Genomic DNA, 14,008 nt, shown 5'->3' with positions numbered 1-14,008 from the left:
GAGGGCCGGCCGTGATCGAAGTCAGATGACCGATGTGCCGTCGGTGGGCGCCGCGCAGAGTTGCTCGCAGATCCACGACCCAGGAGGTCTCACCATGACCGTCGGACACGGTTCGTCAGGCCACAATGACCGCCCAGCCGGGCGGGCCGCCCCCGGTGCGGGCGTCGCCGGCGGGTCGCCGTGGGCGGCTTCCACCGCCGGTCGGCGGCGTGACCTGCTTGGCGCAGTCGCGGAAGCGCTCGCGCCGGGCATGTTCGTCGTCTTCGCCGTCGCCGTCGCCTTCACCGCCAGCCGCTGCGCGCCATCGGCCGCCCGGCTGAGGCTCCGCTGGGGCCGATTCTGGACGACGGAGCGGATCCCCGGTGGCGGTGTGGAAAGCCAAGATTCCGGCGTTCGAGCTGTCATCCGGTGAAGAGATCCACCCGGCGTCCGTCAGTTCGGGTGTGGCAGCCGTGGGCCTCACCGGTCCAGCCGCATGAGGCTGTCCGAGCTGAAGGATGATGCAGATGTCGATGCGGGTGATCGGGGTCGGGTTCGGCAGGACCGGCACCGAGTCGTTGAAGGCGGCTCTCGAAACGTTGGCTTCGGCCCCTGCTACCACATGCTCGAGATCGCCGACCAACCCGAACGGGCGAAGGCCTGGGTCGACCTCGAAGACCCCACTCGGCCCGCCTGGGACGCCATCTTCTCGGGATACCAGGCAACCGTGGACTGGCCCGGCGCCGCCTATTGGCGAGATCTTGTCGTCGCCTACCCGGAAGCCAAGATCATATTGACCGTACGCGATCCGGAAAGATGGTACGCCAGTGCGACGAAGACCGTCTTCGCCGCCTGGCGCTTCCTCCGCTCGCCGTTCGCCTCGGTCCTCCTCGGCGCCATGGCCCTGCGCAATCCGGCCTACCGCTACTTCCCGGCGACACTCAATCGGATGATCGCAGACCGCGTCTTCGGTGGCAGCCGGTTCGACCGCAACCACGCGCTGGCGACGTTCGACTCCCACATCAGCGAGGTCCGGCGAACCGTTCCCAGCGAACGTCCTCTCGTGTTCGATGTCGCGGAGGGATGGCACCCGCTGTGCTCGTTCCTGGAGGTCGCCGTCCCAGCCGCGGACTTCCCTCGGAAGAACGACAAGAAGTCCTTCTCCCGGCGTCGCCTGACGGACACGTTCCGTGCCATAGGGACCGCATTGTCCGGCCCGGCCTTCGCCGCGCGCCGATTCCGCTCGCGCCGCACGACACCCGGGGCTCGGAGGAAGTGACGGCCCGGACGGCCCCGGCCGTGGCGGTCAGAGGCTGCTGCGGTAGGGCGGCATGAACCGCAGCCGGGGCATCTGGTCGGCGAGCACTCCCCCGTCGACGACCACATGGGTGCCGTTGACGTAACGGCCGGCGGCGGAGGCCAGCAACAGCAGCGCGCCGACGCAGTCGGCCGGCGTGCCGTAGCCGCCGCGCAGCGGGATCCGCTCCGCCCAGGCGGCCTCGAACGCCTGCCGGTCCAGGGGAAACCCGCCGTCGATCGGGGTGGCGATCATGCCGGGGGCGATCGTGTTGGCGGTGATCCCGTGCGGCCCCAGCTCGGCGGCGAGCGACCGGGTGAGCAGCTCGACGGCGCCCTTGGAGGCGTTGTAGTGGGCCAACCCGGCCTCGGCCACCAGCCCGTTCTTCGAGGAGACGTTGACGATCCGGCCCGCCACGCCGTCGGCGATCATGTGTTCGGCGGCGCGCTGGGCGAGGAAGAAGACGGCGTCCACGTTCACCCGCATCACCTCGCGCCAGGCGGCCGGGGTGATCTCGTTGAAGTGCTCCAGCCGGGCCACGCCGGCGCTGTTGACCAGGATGTACACCGGGCCGCGGTCGCGGCGGATCCCGTCGAACCAGGCGGCGATCGCCTCGGTGTCGGCGAGGTCGAACGGGTACGGGTGGCAGGCGCAGCCCCGCCCGGTCACCGCGGCCACGACCGGGTCGAGGTCGACACCGGGCCGGTCCACCACCACCACGTCGGCGCCGGCCGAGGCGAGGCCGGCGGCGAACGCGGCCCCGAGCCCGCGCGCGGCGCCGGTCACCACGGCCAGCCGGCCGGACAGGTCGAAGGAGGGCGGTACGCAGGAGGTCATGCCAACCCCAGCAGGTCGAGGGACGGGCGGTGGATCAGCCGCTCGATCTGCTCGGTGTCGAGCGGGTCGAGGCCGGGGATGCCGGGCACCCGCCCGACCGCCCGCAGCCCCTCGATCGAGGCGTCGACGGTGGTGAAAGGATAGTCGCTGCCGAACATGATCTTGTGCCACACGCCGTAGTCCTGCACGAGCCGCAGGCTGTGCCAGAGCTGGAAGGGGCGGTAGTGCAGCGCGGACACGTCGGCGTAGACGTGCCGGTGCTTGCGGACGACCGCGATGCACTCCCCCTCGTACGGGTGGCCGAGATGGGCGAGCACCATGCGCAGCTCGGGATGGCGGATGGCCACCTCGTCGAGGTGCACCGGAAGCGCGTAGCGCAGCGGCGCCGTGGAGACGAACGTGGTGCCGGTGTGCACCAGCAGCGGCAGCCCGTGCCGTTCGGCGTAGGCGTACAGGTCGTCGTAGGCGGGGTCGGCGGGGTCGAACCCGGCGTACATCGGCATCAGCTTGATGCCGCGCAGGCCCAGGTCGCGGTGCCCGTGCTCCAGCTCGTCGCGCCAGCCGGGCTGGGTGGGGTCCAGGGCGAGGTAGCCGACGAGCCGGTCCGGCCGGGCGGCCACGTACGCGGCCACCGCCGCGTCGTCGACCCACAGCCCGGACCGGCGGGCCTTGCCACCGACGACGACGGTGCGGGTGTCCGCCGGTGCGGTGGCCGCGTACTGCGACCACCGCACCGTCAGGTCGACCTCGCCGCCGTGGGCCCGCGCCGCCTCGGCGGCGAACGGGTCGCCGACGTGGTCGGGGCAGTCGAACAGGTGCGAGTGCACGTCGACGATCATCGGCGGTCCCGTTTCTCCCACCCCTCGGCGAACATGTTCCAGAAGCCGTGGCTCGGCGGGTGCTCGGCGAACACCTCGTCCACCAGCTCGACGCCGAGGCCGGGCGCGGTGGGCAGGTCGATGTGCCCGTCGACCACCGGCAGGGCGCCCCGCACGGCGTCGAAGACGTACTCCTCCAGCAGCCCGTCGAAGGTCTCCAGGATCTTGAAGTTCGGCATCCCGAGGACGGCGTGCACCGAGGCGGTGGTGCACAGCGGCGAGTTGGAGTTGTACGGGGCGACCACCATGGCGTGCTGGTCGGCGATGGCGGCGAGCTTGCGCACCTCGGTGAAGCCGCCGGCCATGGAGAGGTCGGGCTGGATGATGTCGACGGCCTCGGCGGCGACAGCCGGGCGTACTCGTAGCGGTTGTGGAAGTGCTCGCCGCCGGAGATCGGCATGGTGGACTTTCCGGACGTGCTGCCGACCTCGGTCGCCGCCTACCTGGCGGGCCCAGGCGCGGCACACTGCGCGGTGCCGGAGAAGAACTGGCGGCAGGACGAGTAGCCCACCACACCCTGAACGGGTACGGCTACCACGACACGGCCAGCGACCGGCTGCCGATGATCGTGGCGTACCCGGACCGGGCGACCGTCCGACGCGGCGGCTCGCCGCTGCCCGCCGCGACGTCGGTAAGGACGCCGCCGCAACGTCGGCCTCGGCCCCATCGCCGAATACGCCGACCGACTACGCCAGCAGGACCCCGGAGATCAAAGGCGGCACTGACCGGCCGAACTGCTCGTCGCGGCAGGTGGTCGCCAGGGTGAGCCACCCGAGGAAGAACCGCTGCCCAGACGCGTGGTGACGCCGCCCTCGCAGCCGCAGACGACGGTGGGCGCGGTGGTCACCTCTTCCACGACGGCGGCCCCGAAGGCGCCAACACCACAGCCGATCCTCCCCCGCAGCCCGGGGGCGGTCATCGTGGCGCAGGGGCGCGGCCTGCAAGCCGCGCCCCTGCCTCCATCACCGAGACTCGGCTCTGGCTGCGTACCGTCGTACCCAGTCGACGAAGGACGAGAAGTCGGGGTCGCCCAAGAGGCTCAGCACACCATCCAACTCTGCGCTGGGTCCTTCATCGGCGAGCAGGACAGCGAGCGCTGCATCGCGGGGACAGTCACCTGGCAGCGTGGCGCCCGACCGGAGCCGCTCCTTGAGAACGCCGCGGTCCAGCAGCGGAGCGAACTCCGCGATCTTCTCCGCCAACAGGGTGCGCAGGGTCGCCCCCTTCCCCACCACCGCCTGAGGGGAATCGATCAACCACAGGGAGTGATCGCCGGAGTCGATCCCCGCCGGGACCCTGCCACTGGTCAGGATGCGGAGCATCTCCTCACGCGGCAACGCCCAGAGCGAGTTCGGCTTGACCAACCGGGTGCGGACCAAGCCCTCCGTCACTTCCGGCAGTTCGGCGTCGGTCGCCGTCGAATCGCCTCGCCTGTGCAGCAACCACGGATACGGCACGACAGCCACGTTGACGTAGAAGAGATACGCGTTCCTCGTCGACGACGAGGAACGCTGGAACTCCACGACGAGAGCATCCCCGTCGTCTTCGACCCGGCGGTAGACGTGTCCCGCCCCGCTTACCAGGCCGTGCTCTGCCATAACCGGATCGACGAACTCCCGGCAGAGCGTTCGGCTCAGATTGCGCGCCAGGTGCCCAGACATCGCCCCTCCCACTCTCGTGGCAGTTGGTACCGCGCCAAGCTGATCTCCCTCAGAATGCCTTCGTCCACATCTTGCGGCTCCTGGCGGTCGAGCCGGAATTCCGCCAACGCGGTGAGTGCATGGCATGCCCAGTCGAGTTCCTCGACCAAGGCACCGTCGAGGAACTCGTTGGTCGCGGCCATCCCGCCCGACAAGCACCGGGCCACCTCCGGCCGTAGCGACCGGATGCTCCGCCTCGACATCGTCGTGCCGGCACGAAGGTTCAACCGTGCTGCTGCGAGCCTATGATCGCCGAGAATCGTCGAAGGGTGGTAGCGCGGATGAGGGTCGCGATCTCCGGGACGCATGGGATCGGAAAGACCACCCTGGCCGAAGCGCTGTGTGCGCGCCTGCCGGGCCACGTCATGGTCGACGAGCCGTATTACCTCCTGGAAGAGCAGGGGTACGACTTCGCTCTCCCACCGTCATCGGAGGATTACCGGGCGATGTTGGCCTGCTCGATTCGGAGCCTGCAGTCGCCGTCAACATCCAGGGCCGTCTTCGACCGGACACCGCTCGACTATCTCGCATACCTGGCCGCCAACGGAGCGGACCCGGCGGAGCAGGCCGATGCCTCCACGTTGCGCCTCGCGTTCGCGACTCTCGATCTACTGATCATCGCGGTGATCACGCCGGAGAGCGAGCGAATCCTGCCCGCCGCGGAGTTGCCCGGCCTTCGCTCGCGAATGAACGACGCGCTCCTGGAACTGGTGTACGACGACCCGCTTGACGCCTGGAATGACACTCCTGTCCTGGAGCTGAGTGGACCGCTCGACAGCCGGCTGGATGCGACCCTCGGCGTCCTCAAGGCAGATTCGGCGGGCCCAGGTCCGAGCACGACCGAAGCCGGGGCAGGAAGGCCATGGCCAGGGTCAGGTGTCCGCCCGCACCGGCGACCGCGCGGTCCCGCAGTCGCCGAACGGCGGCGGGCTCCCGACGACGCCCGATCAGGCTGTGGCGAGTAGGGCCGCCCAGGCGGCCGTAGGTGACGTCGATGTCGTCGTGTGACCCCTGGTGGACCGTGACGGCGAGGTCGGCGGGCGGCAACTCGACAACCTCGATCCGGCCACTCGCGCGCGGGCTGCGGACCGGCCGGAAGACCGTCATGCGGCCGATGCCGTCGGTGAACAGTTCGTTGGCGTACCGCCCGCCGGGGGCCCGGTGCGTTCGGTCGGCGGGAAGGACTCGTCCAGCTCGGTCATCGCCGTGTCGAACCAGGCGAGCGCGTTCTCCTGTCGGACCTGGGCGCGGATGGCGACCACGGTCCGGGCGGGGACGGAACGCAGTTCGATCTCGGGTACGGCCGCGTCCGGACGCAGCAGCTGGCGGAGCGACACGACGGCGGCTCGTGTGCGGTCCGACTCGGCCTCGAGTCGCCGCAGGTGGCCCGCGACGAGTTCGGTGCGCCGTTGCGGGTCGTCGGTGTCGAGGATCGACCTGACCTCGGCCAGGGGCACGTCGAGCTGCCGGAGCCGGTGGATGACCTGCGCGGTCGCGATCTGCTCGGGTTGGTAGTACCGGTAACCCGTGTACGGGTCGACGGTGGCCGGCACCAACAGCCCGGCCTCGTGGTACCGGCGCAGGGTTCGCACGCTGAGGTGACTCATGGTGGCGAACTCGCCGATGGTCAAGCCTTTTCGCATCACCACCGCACCCGTCTCGCACCAGGCGTGCATCTCATCATTCCGTACGCCGGGGCGACGGACTCGCGCAACCGGTCGAGTCCGGCTCCGATCCGCCTGCGGTTCGCCTCCCGAGAAGGTGCGGACCGTGCCGGTGGGCTCAGCCCGTTCGTCTTCGCGGGTCCCGGGTTCCGCGGGCGCCGCGGTCGCGACGGGCGCTGCCGAACCCAGAGTCGGCTCTCGGGCTTCGTGCCGAATCAGTCATTCGCCTGTGTCCGCGCGCGGCAGTCCGGCATGGCGCGGTCAGGTCATTCGACAGTCAGCCCGAGGTACGGCAGGCGCCGGGGTGGACGCGGGCCCGCGGTGCTGCGCCGATCTTGCGCACCTGTCGGGCGGTGTGGGGCTCACGGTTCGATCGTGAGCCGGGCGATCAGGTCTCCGGCCAGGACGAACCGGTAGTGCAAATCCGCGGAGCCGCCCGGGAAGTCACCCTCCAGGTGCTGCGCCACGTCGAACCGCCCCTCACCGACCTGGTGAGCACCGACGAACTCCGTGGTGTACGTGTACTCACTTCCCCCGTTGACCAGCCAGTTCCGGATCTCCGCCGCACCCCGGTGGCTACGGCCCTCATCCGTCACCACCGCGTCCGCGGCGAACGCGCCGACGGCGGCGTCCGCCTCCCGGGCCTCATGCGTGGGAAGGAACCCCGTGATCGCCGCCGGCAGATCGTCCCAGTTCAACGCCGTTGCCCGCTTCGAGCGCATCTCCATGCCCCAACCATCAGGTCTCCCTCCGGGGGAGGGTCAAGGAGGCCGGTCGGAGTCACGCCGACCCCTGACGCGGGGGTCTGGGGACTGGCGGAGCAACCGCGCCGCGGAGTCCGCACGGCCCCGCATCAGTTCCGCACCGGCGAGGCTGCGGGCCGTGTGGGCGCGACCGAGATCGTCGCCTACGGCGGTGGCCGTCACGGTCCGCAGTCTTTTCCCGCCGGGGCTGCGGACGCCTGCCACGCCGGTGCGGACGGTGAACGCGAGCCCGGCGCGTCCGACCGGTCCGTGCGCGAGCCAGGCACGCGAGACCACCGGCTGAGGGCCGGGTCAGGCCTTCGCCGGCAACAGGATCGCGGAGGGGTGAACGCCATCGTGCAGGATCTCGAGGTGGGTGACGTGGGCGGTCGTGGCGGTCGCGATCGGCTCGTCCCCGCCGAGGTTGCGGGCGAACCGGGGAAACGCCCCGGCGGACACCTGAACGCGCAGGCGGTGACCGCGCCGGAAGACGTACGCGGTGGGGGACAGCTCCACGGTCACCTCGGTCGTGCCGTCGGGCCGAACGGTGACCAGGTCGTCGCACACGTTGATCGACTTGCCGCGCTCGTCGACGTCGCACAGCCGGACGAACAGGTCATTGCTGGGCCGGTCGGCGCGCAGCCACACCTGCGCCGTGACCTGCCCGACAACCTCCAGGTCGGACTCGAGCACCGGTGAGGTGAAGGTCAGCACGTCCGCCCGCTTCTCCAGCGACCGGTTGTCCTTGGGGCCGGGACCGTTACCGTCCAGCTTCGGCCCGCCCACCGACGGGGTCGGGTCGTTCGGGTCGTAGGTGAAGGTGCTCGGCGGCGAGGCCGGGTTCACACCCCGCTCCAGCGCGCCGCCGGAGCGCAGGTGCCAGCGCTGCCGCGGGTACCCCGCCGGCGGCCACTGGTCGAAGTCACGCCATTGGCCGACACCCATCACGAACAACCGCACCGGCGCCCGGTCGGCTGGCTGCTCTCCCCGCGCGAGCGCGGCCCCCCAATCGACCACCTGCTCGATCGCGGCGCCCATGCCGACGGGGTCGGCATGCCACCACGGGCCGACGGTCAGCCGGGGGTTGCGGCCGGCGGCGGCCAGGGCCTGGAAGTCGCGCAGCTGGTCGGTCAGGAAGATGTCGTACCACCCGGTGATCGAACTGACCGGCACGGTCACGTCACCGACGGCGCCGCTGTGGTCCTCGTCCTTCCAGTACGGGTCGTTCTGGTCGTAACGCACCGTCTCCTGGAAGAACGGCGACTCGCGACCGAGCAGCGCCTTGTCCACACCGGTCAACGGGAGCGTGTTCATCGCCGCGGCGACGCGCTTGCGGTCCAGGCCCAGCATGGACCGCAGCAACGCCCGCGGTCGCTCCTGCGTCTCGGTGTTCCACACCCAGTTGGTCAGCGTGTCGAGCTCGAAACGACCGGGACGTAGCAGGGTCAGCGCCAGCCGCGACGACGTGATGTGCGGAACCATCGCCTTGACCTGCACCGGCGTCTCAGCGGCGACCGCCCACTGGGTGTAACCGAAGTAGCTGGAGCCGGCCAGTACCACGCCGCCCCTGGCCCACGGCTGGTCCGCCAGCCAGCGCAAGGTGGCCAGCCCGTCCTCCCGCTCGTGCCGCATGGCCAGGAACGTGCCACCGGAGCCGAACGTGCCCCGGCTGCGCACCATCAGCACATGCATGCCGCGCTCGGCGATGGCCCGGCCGTACATCCACCCCAGAGGACCACCCGGCCCGTACGCGGTCCGCACCACCACGGTGGGCAGCTGCTCCAGCGGGATGCCGGCGGAGCCTGCGGGCGCCCAGTGGTCGGCGAGCAGGGTGATGCCGTCCTCGACCGTGATCGGGATGTCCCGTTCCACCGTCACCTCGCGGGTGACGGCCGGCGGAAGCTTCAGCATCCGCTGTCCGAGCCGACCGGCCAGTTTCGTGACGAAATCATTCTTGGGGCGGGTGCTCACGATGGTCTCCTGTTGATTCGGACGAGGCGGTGCGGGGGCCGAGGCGTGCAGCGGTCTTACGGGACGAGGACGACGCGGCCCTGGGCCGTGTGCTCTTGCAGCCGCTGGTGAGCGGTCGCCGCCTCCGCGAGGGGCAGCAACTCGATCTCGGTGTCGGCGAGCCCGGAGGACGCGGCGGTCAGGGCGGCGGCTGCGGCGGCGGGGACGGCTTCCGGGTGCGCCGGCAGGTAGCCACCGGCGTTGAAGCCGGCCACGATGACGTTGCCCTGCCAGATCGTGTTGCCGTTGACGCCGTGCTCCCACTCTCCGCTGGCGTTGCCGACCAGCAGCAGCCGGCCGCCCGGGGCGAGCAGTTGCAGGCTCTCGGTGCGGACCTGCCCGCCGACCGGGTCGACGATCACGTCGAACTTCTCGTCGTCGAGGACGCTCAGCATGGCGGCCGAGTCGACGATCTGGTCGTACGGCAGCCTGCTGGTGGTCGCCGCGGCCACCCGATCACCGCGCACGGTGCCGACCACCCGGGACGCCCCGAGCTGCTTGGCGACACCGGGGAACGCCGCCGCGAGCGCGCCGAACGCCCCGTGCACCAGGACCCGCTCCCCCGGGTGCAGCTGGATCGGGCCGGTGAGGGCGACATGGGCCATCAGCGCGTTGGGCACGACGGCCACCGCCAGCGCGGGGTCGAGGTCGTAGGCCTGGGTCGACAGCACCCTGGCCCGGTCGCTGACATACACCGATGCGTAGCCGCCGGTGGCCGACGCCGACAGGGTCACCACCTTCTCCCCGATCGTCAGATCGGTGACGCCCTCGCCGAGGGCCCGGACCGTCCCGGCGACCTCGAGGCCAGGAACGTACGGCGGCTGCGGCAGGCCAGGCACACCGTCGTACAGGCCCTGCCGGAGGTAGACGTCGATCAGCCCGACCGCGGCGTGGGTCACGTCGATCGCCACCTGGCCGGGCCCGGGCTCGGGGTCCGGCAGCTCCGTGAGCGCCAGGACCTTCGCGTCGCCGAACTCAGTGACCTGTACGACCCTCATGATGGCCCTCCCTGCTTAACGCACCTTGTGATGCGTTAAGTGGTGTCAGCATATGCACCTGGCGTAGCGCAGCGCAAGGTGCGTTATGGTGGGGTCATGCGTCAGCGGGCACGGTCGATCGACGACAAGCAGCGTCGTTCCGAGGATTTGCTGGTGGCCGCCGAAGCGGTGGCCCTCGAGCGGGGTGGCGTCCGGTTCGTGACGCTGACCCCGGTCACCGAGCGAGCCGGCCTGCACCGCACGGGTGTGCGGCGCTACTACGCCAGCAAGGAGGAGTTGCTTCTCGAGCTGGCCGAACGCGGCTGGCAGCAGTGGAGCGCCGCGATCACCGACAAGGTGCGCGACAGCGACGGCCTCGGGCCGCGCGAGGTGGCTCTGGTGCTGGCCGACACCATCGCGTCCCTGCCGGTGTTCTGCGACCTGCTGACCCACGTGACGCTGAGCCTGGAAGGCGACGTCGACATCGAGCGCGCCCGGCAGTACAAGACCAGGGCCTTCGCCGCCTACGACGAGATCGTGGCCGCCCTGGACCGGGCGAGCAGCATGACCGTCGACCAGATCCAGGCGCTGCTGGCGGCCACACTCGCCTTCGCCGCCAACTTCTGGCAGGTGTCGCACCCCACTCCCACCCTCGCGGCGCTGTACGAGCAGGTGCCGGAATGGGGCCACGTCGCCTTCGACTTCCGTCCCCGGCTCCAACTGCTGCTGCAGTCGACCGCTGTCGGACTGGCCGAGACGCTCACTGCCACCTGATGAGGACGGCCGCGGGGCCTACCCGGCGTTGCCCTTCAATGCGCCCACACTGCGCCACACGTCCGATGACGTCGTCGAGGCGTCACACCCACCTGCAGCTGTCGGCCACCAGCGGCCGGATCGCCGATCCGATCGAACCGGGAGATCACCGGAGTCATCGCGGCGCGCCCGTGGACGTCGGTGCCCTGCGGAGCGATCCCGCTCCCGCGCTGGCCGATCTCGTCATGCATGCCGCGCAGTTGGCGAACCTCGGCGGAGGCGATCTGGCCGACGCACTCGCCGACCGCCACCGGGCCGACGCCGCGCGATACGCGCCGGATCCGCGTTCGCGCAGCGGTAGACCACCAGCGGTACGAGCGGGCCACGCCTATCTTGCTCCCGGCTCCTCCAAGCGGCGGAGCGCGGCGTGTGACGGAGAACCGGGTTCGGCGTGGTACATCACCATGAGCTGGCCGTCGGCGCCGTTCACCGTGAACTTCTCGTGTCGCAGCTTCAGCGGCCCCACGACCGGGTGGAGCATGTGGCTGAAGCCGCCGACCTTGGGCCGCACATCCTGTCGGGCCCACAGCCGGCGAAACCGGTCGCTTCGCCGGCACAGCTCGTCGACGAGTTCGTCGAGCCGTGGATCGTCGAGGTCGACGCCGGCCGCAGCCCGCAGCCCGGCCACCGATTCCGCCGTCGCCCTGTCCCAGTCCTGGTGCAATTGCCTGTCCCGGGGATCGAGGAACACCGCCCGGAGCAGGTTCACGCCGGGCCGGTACTGCGGAGACAACGCCCGGGCCAGGGGGTTCGCGGCGAGGACGTCCATGAAGCGCCCCTGAACGAAGGTCGGCACGGTCAGCTGTTCAATCAGCTCGGCCACCCCGGGCGGCACTCGTTCCTCCGTCTCCCGGCGGGCGGGGCGAGCGGCGGTGGCCCGGGCGAGCTGGTGCAGGTAACCGGTGGCGTCGGAGTCGAGGCGGAGGACCGAGGCGAGCGCGTCCAGCACTTGCGGGGACGGGTTGTGGTCGCGGCCCTGCTCAAGGCGGAGGTAGTAGTCCGGGCTGATCCCGGCAAGCAGGGCCAGTTCCTCGCGTCGCAGGCCGGGCACCCGGCGCCGGCTGCCCCGGGGCAGATCCACCTCCTCCGGCGTGACGAGCTCGCGACGCGCTTTCAGGTATGCCCCGAGCCGTTTCCTACCGTCCACCCACCGACCGTAGTCCGCTGCGCGGCGTGACCGCCGACTTCCCACCGCAGCAGGCACTCGGACCCGGATTCTCATCCTGGTCCTGACAGGGCCCTGCCTCACGGGGGCCTCCGATCAGGTCCCGGACCCGTTGCACCATGTGATCGGCGCCGCTCCCGGAGTGGCCGGAATCCGTCGGCGCCACCAGGAGGGAACTCGTGAGCACGTCCATCATCAGCCCTTTCACCAGGGAAAATACCGCCGACGAGGTCAGCGCGGGCATCGACCTCACCGGCAGGCGGGCGATCGTCACCGGGGGCGCGTCCGGCATCGGCGTCGAGACGGTCCGCACCCTCGCCCGGCGAGGCGCCGAGGTCACGATCGCGGCTCGGCGGCTCGACGCCGCGACCAGGATCGCGGAGGACATCAAGGCCGACACCGGCCACCCGAACGTGCACGCCGCCGAGCTCGAGCTCACCGACCGCGCGTCCGTGGCCGCCTTCGCCGATGCCTGGACCGGGCCGCTCGACCTACTGATCAACAACGCCGGAGTCATGATGATCCAGGAACTCACCCGCAACGCCGACGGCCGCGAGATGCAGTTCGCGACGAACCATCTCGGCCACTTCGATCTCACCACGCGTCTGCATGCCGCCCTGGCCGCCGCGCCGGACGGCGCCCGCGTCGTCAATGTCAGCTCCTCCGGCCATCTGTTCGGCCCGGTCGTCTTCGACGACATCGACTACCGGTTCCGGGTCTACGACCCGTTGTCGGCGTACGCACAGTCGAAGACCGCCGGGATCCTGTTCGCCGTCGGCGCCACCCAACGCTGGGCCGGTGACGGCATCCTCGTCAACGCCGTCAATCCCGGCGCGATCAGAACCGGTCTGCAGCGGCACATCGGCGGCAAGCTGGCCACCCCGCAGGATCAGCAGAAGGACGTCCATCAGGGCGCGGCGACCAGCATCTTCGCCGCGGTGTCCCCCCTGCTGGAAGGCATCGGCGGGCGGTACTTCAACGACAACACCGAGGCCGTCCCCGTCGACAAGCGTCCCGCCGACGCCCGGGTTCTCGTCACCACGGTCGCGAGATACGCCCTTGACCCCGAGGCGGCCGACCGGCTCTGGACGGCCTCCGAGCAGTACCTGAGCTGATCGGCCGTCAGACCGCGAAGTCAGGGAGGAGAATCCTGAACCGGCACACCGTTTCCACCGTCGGCTGGGTCGGCCTCGGCGACCAGGGCGCACCCACCACCTTGTCGCCGGTGTTGAGCGCGGAGATGGGGCGGCCGCTGCCGTCAGCGAGCAGCACCCGGGTCGACGGGTCGAAGCTGTGGCAGTTCTCCTGCCGACGACCCGAACCCGCCGACGGCGAGCCACCACCCGAGGACCGATCGACCGTACGCACCGACGAACCACCGCCACCGCTCCGGCCCCGGCCCCCGCCGCTCCTGGTCGCTGCGGCACGGGCCGAAGAGCCCCCACCAGCCTTCACCCCGCTGCCGCCAGGCATCCGACTGCCCAGGCTCGGCAGCCGGCCGGCCGCCCCGCCGAGCGCCCGGGTCCCGAGCGCTCCCCCGAGCCGCCCGAGACCAGCGGACGCGGCACCGTCGAGACCACCCTCGATCATCGTTCCGGCCAGGCCACTCCAGGAGAACTCCTGATCACCCCGGGAGACGTCGACCATGTAGCCGGTTCCTGACGCAATGCCGTTCAGATAAGGGTGTTTGGGCAGGCCAGGCGGGGTGTGGGTGGTCTGGGGTGGCGGGTGTTGCGGTCGGCGGGGCGTTTGACGCGGTAGGAGTTGTGGCGGGCGCGTTTGATCGCGCGGGGGCAGGTGCGGTGTCGGCGTGGCGGTAGCCGGTGGTGCAGGAGTTCGGCGATGGTGTCGGCAATGGCGGTGTTCAGGCGCTCAGGGGGTGATGGCCGCCTGGTCGGTGACCTGGCGGCGGACGACCCGGACGCCCTGTGTGAACGACATGCGG

At 70.6% G+C, this 14,008-nt stretch carries 14 protein-coding genes and 3 pseudogenes; 5 read left to right on the top strand and 12 right to left on the bottom strand.

The features are described from left to right. Positions 1-25 precede the first annotated feature (25 nt). Together GA0070558_RS32980 and GA0070558_RS23685 are read left to right on the top strand one after the other, a co-directional pair. On the top strand, positions 26-412 hold the full coding sequence (locus GA0070558_RS32980) for a hypothetical protein (RefSeq protein WP_141722297.1): 387 nt from the start codon (positions 26-28) through the stop codon (positions 410-412). A gap of 85 nt (positions 413-497) precedes the next feature. Further along, positions 498-1,258, top strand: a pseudogene (locus GA0070558_RS23685) (sulfotransferase family protein). A 27-nt stretch (positions 1,259-1,285) separates the two neighbouring features. Here the strand turns inward: GA0070558_RS23685 and GA0070558_RS23680 are convergent. From GA0070558_RS23680 to GA0070558_RS33530, 5 genes and pseudogenes are all read right to left on the bottom strand, one after another. After that, positions 1,286-2,113 carry an SDR family NAD(P)-dependent oxidoreductase gene (locus GA0070558_RS23680; RefSeq protein ID WP_091283701.1) on the bottom strand — a complete coding sequence of 276 codons (828 nt, stop codon included), beginning with the start codon at positions 2,111-2,113 and terminating at the stop codon, positions 1,286-1,288. Further along, positions 2,110-2,952, bottom strand: coding sequence for an amidohydrolase family protein (locus GA0070558_RS23675; protein ID WP_091283699.1), 843 nt, complete (start codon positions 2,950-2,952; stop codon positions 2,110-2,112). The genes GA0070558_RS23680 and GA0070558_RS23675 overlap by 4 nt, the downstream gene beginning before the upstream one ends. Further along, positions 2,949-3,341, bottom strand: a pseudogene (locus GA0070558_RS23670) (enolase C-terminal domain-like protein); the annotation flags it as partial. The gene GA0070558_RS23675 and the pseudogene GA0070558_RS23670, both read right to left, overlap by 4 nt. Positions 3,342-3,953: 612 nt before the next feature. After that, positions 3,954-4,652, bottom strand: a complete 699-nt coding sequence (locus GA0070558_RS23665; RefSeq protein WP_176734341.1) for a DUF4304 domain-containing protein — start codon at positions 4,650-4,652, stop codon at positions 3,954-3,956. Beyond that, positions 4,625-4,834: a hypothetical protein gene (locus tag GA0070558_RS33530; RefSeq protein WP_218107067.1), complete on the bottom strand. Its 210-nt coding sequence runs from the start codon at positions 4,832-4,834 to the stop codon at positions 4,625-4,627. The genes GA0070558_RS23665 and GA0070558_RS33530 overlap by 28 nt, the downstream gene beginning before the upstream one ends. A 138-nt stretch (positions 4,835-4,972) precedes the next feature. On the opposite strand from GA0070558_RS33530, the pseudogene GA0070558_RS23660 reads away from it, so the two are divergent. Further along, positions 4,973-5,491 (top strand): annotated as a pseudogene (locus GA0070558_RS23660) (AAA family ATPase); the annotation flags it as partial. A 303-nt stretch (positions 5,492-5,794) separates the two neighbouring features. Here the strand turns inward: GA0070558_RS23660 and GA0070558_RS33525 are convergent. From GA0070558_RS33525 to GA0070558_RS23640, 4 genes are all read right to left on the bottom strand, one after another. Next, positions 5,795-6,334 carry a MerR family transcriptional regulator gene (locus tag GA0070558_RS33525; RefSeq protein WP_218107073.1) on the bottom strand — a complete coding sequence of 180 codons (540 nt, stop codon included), beginning with the start codon at positions 6,332-6,334 and terminating at the stop codon, positions 5,795-5,797. Positions 6,335-6,717: 383 nt separating this feature from the next. Further along, positions 6,718-7,083 carry a nuclear transport factor 2 family protein gene (locus GA0070558_RS23650; protein ID WP_256092091.1) on the bottom strand — a complete coding sequence of 122 codons (366 nt, stop codon included), beginning with the start codon at positions 7,081-7,083 and terminating at the stop codon, positions 6,718-6,720. 327 nt (positions 7,084-7,410) lie between these two features. Further along, on the bottom strand, positions 7,411-9,069 hold the full coding sequence (locus GA0070558_RS23645) for a CocE/NonD family hydrolase (RefSeq protein WP_218107066.1): 1,659 nt from the start codon (positions 9,067-9,069) through the stop codon (positions 7,411-7,413). A 56-nt stretch (positions 9,070-9,125) separates the two neighbouring features. After that, positions 9,126-10,106: a quinone oxidoreductase family protein gene (locus GA0070558_RS23640; RefSeq protein ID WP_091283692.1), complete on the bottom strand. Its 981-nt coding sequence runs from the start codon at positions 10,104-10,106 to the stop codon at positions 9,126-9,128. Between the two features lie 96 nt (positions 10,107-10,202). Here GA0070558_RS23640 and GA0070558_RS23635 point away from each other — a divergent pair, with 96 nt between their 5' ends. Next, the gene (locus GA0070558_RS23635; RefSeq protein ID WP_176734339.1) at positions 10,203-10,859 is read left to right on the top strand and encodes a TetR family transcriptional regulator; all 657 of its coding nucleotides are present in this window, start codon (positions 10,203-10,205) and stop codon (positions 10,857-10,859) included. A 35-nt stretch (positions 10,860-10,894) separates the two neighbouring features. On the opposite strand, the gene GA0070558_RS23630 is transcribed toward GA0070558_RS23635, so the two are convergent. Next, positions 10,895-11,224: a hypothetical protein gene (locus GA0070558_RS23630; RefSeq protein ID WP_141722296.1), complete on the bottom strand. Its 330-nt coding sequence runs from the start codon at positions 11,222-11,224 to the stop codon at positions 10,895-10,897. Between the two features lie 2 nt (positions 11,225-11,226). Next, positions 11,227-12,045, bottom strand: coding sequence for a helix-turn-helix domain-containing protein (locus tag GA0070558_RS23625; RefSeq protein WP_091283688.1), 819 nt, complete (start codon positions 12,043-12,045; stop codon positions 11,227-11,229). A gap of 197 nt (positions 12,046-12,242) precedes the next feature. Here GA0070558_RS23625 and GA0070558_RS23620 point away from each other — a divergent pair, with 197 nt between their 5' ends. Next, positions 12,243-13,178: an SDR family NAD(P)-dependent oxidoreductase gene (locus GA0070558_RS23620; RefSeq protein ID WP_091283686.1), complete on the top strand. Its 936-nt coding sequence runs from the start codon at positions 12,243-12,245 to the stop codon at positions 13,176-13,178. A 7-nt stretch (positions 13,179-13,185) separates the two neighbouring features. Here GA0070558_RS23620 and GA0070558_RS32975 read toward each other — a convergent pair whose 3' ends face one another. Beyond that, a complete protein-coding gene (locus GA0070558_RS32975) occupies positions 13,186-13,431 on the bottom strand; it encodes a hypothetical protein (protein ID WP_141722295.1) in 246 nt (81 codons plus the stop codon). Positions 13,432-14,008: the final 577 nt, after the last annotated feature.

The sequence above is a fragment of the Micromonospora haikouensis genome (genome assembly GCF_900091595.1).
Taxonomy (GTDB): Bacteria; Actinomycetota; Actinomycetes; order Mycobacteriales; family Micromonosporaceae; genus Micromonospora; species Micromonospora haikouensis.
This window is presented reverse-complemented; position numbering and strand designations above follow the sequence as displayed.

Coding starts and splice junctions, on each gene's coding strand:
- GA0070558_RS23650 (WP_256092091.1), bottom strand. CDS start 7,083: ATGGAGATGCGCTCGAAGCGGGCAACGGCGTTGAACTGGGACGATCTG.
- GA0070558_RS23680 (WP_091283701.1), bottom strand. CDS start 2,113: ATGACCTCCTGCGTACCGCCCTCCTTCGACCTGTCCGGCCGGCTGGCC.
- GA0070558_RS23665 (WP_176734341.1), bottom strand. CDS start 4,652: ATGTCTGGGCACCTGGCGCGCAATCTGAGCCGAACGCTCTGCCGGGAG.
- GA0070558_RS33525 (WP_218107073.1), bottom strand. CDS start 6,334: ATGCGAAAAGGCTTGACCATCGGCGAGTTCGCCACCATGAGTCACCTC.
- GA0070558_RS23640 (WP_091283692.1), bottom strand. CDS start 10,106: ATGAGGGTCGTACAGGTCACTGAGTTCGGCGACGCGAAGGTCCTGGCG.
- GA0070558_RS32980 (WP_141722297.1), top strand. CDS start 26: ATGACCGATGTGCCGTCGGTGGGCGCCGCGCAGAGTTGCTCGCAGATC.
- GA0070558_RS23675 (WP_091283699.1), bottom strand. CDS start 2,952: ATGATCGTCGACGTGCACTCGCACCTGTTCGACTGCCCCGACCACGTC.
- GA0070558_RS33530 (WP_218107067.1), bottom strand. CDS start 4,834: ATGGCCGCGACCAACGAGTTCCTCGACGGTGCCTTGGTCGAGGAACTC.
- GA0070558_RS23635 (WP_176734339.1), top strand. CDS start 10,203: ATGCGTCAGCGGGCACGGTCGATCGACGACAAGCAGCGTCGTTCCGAG.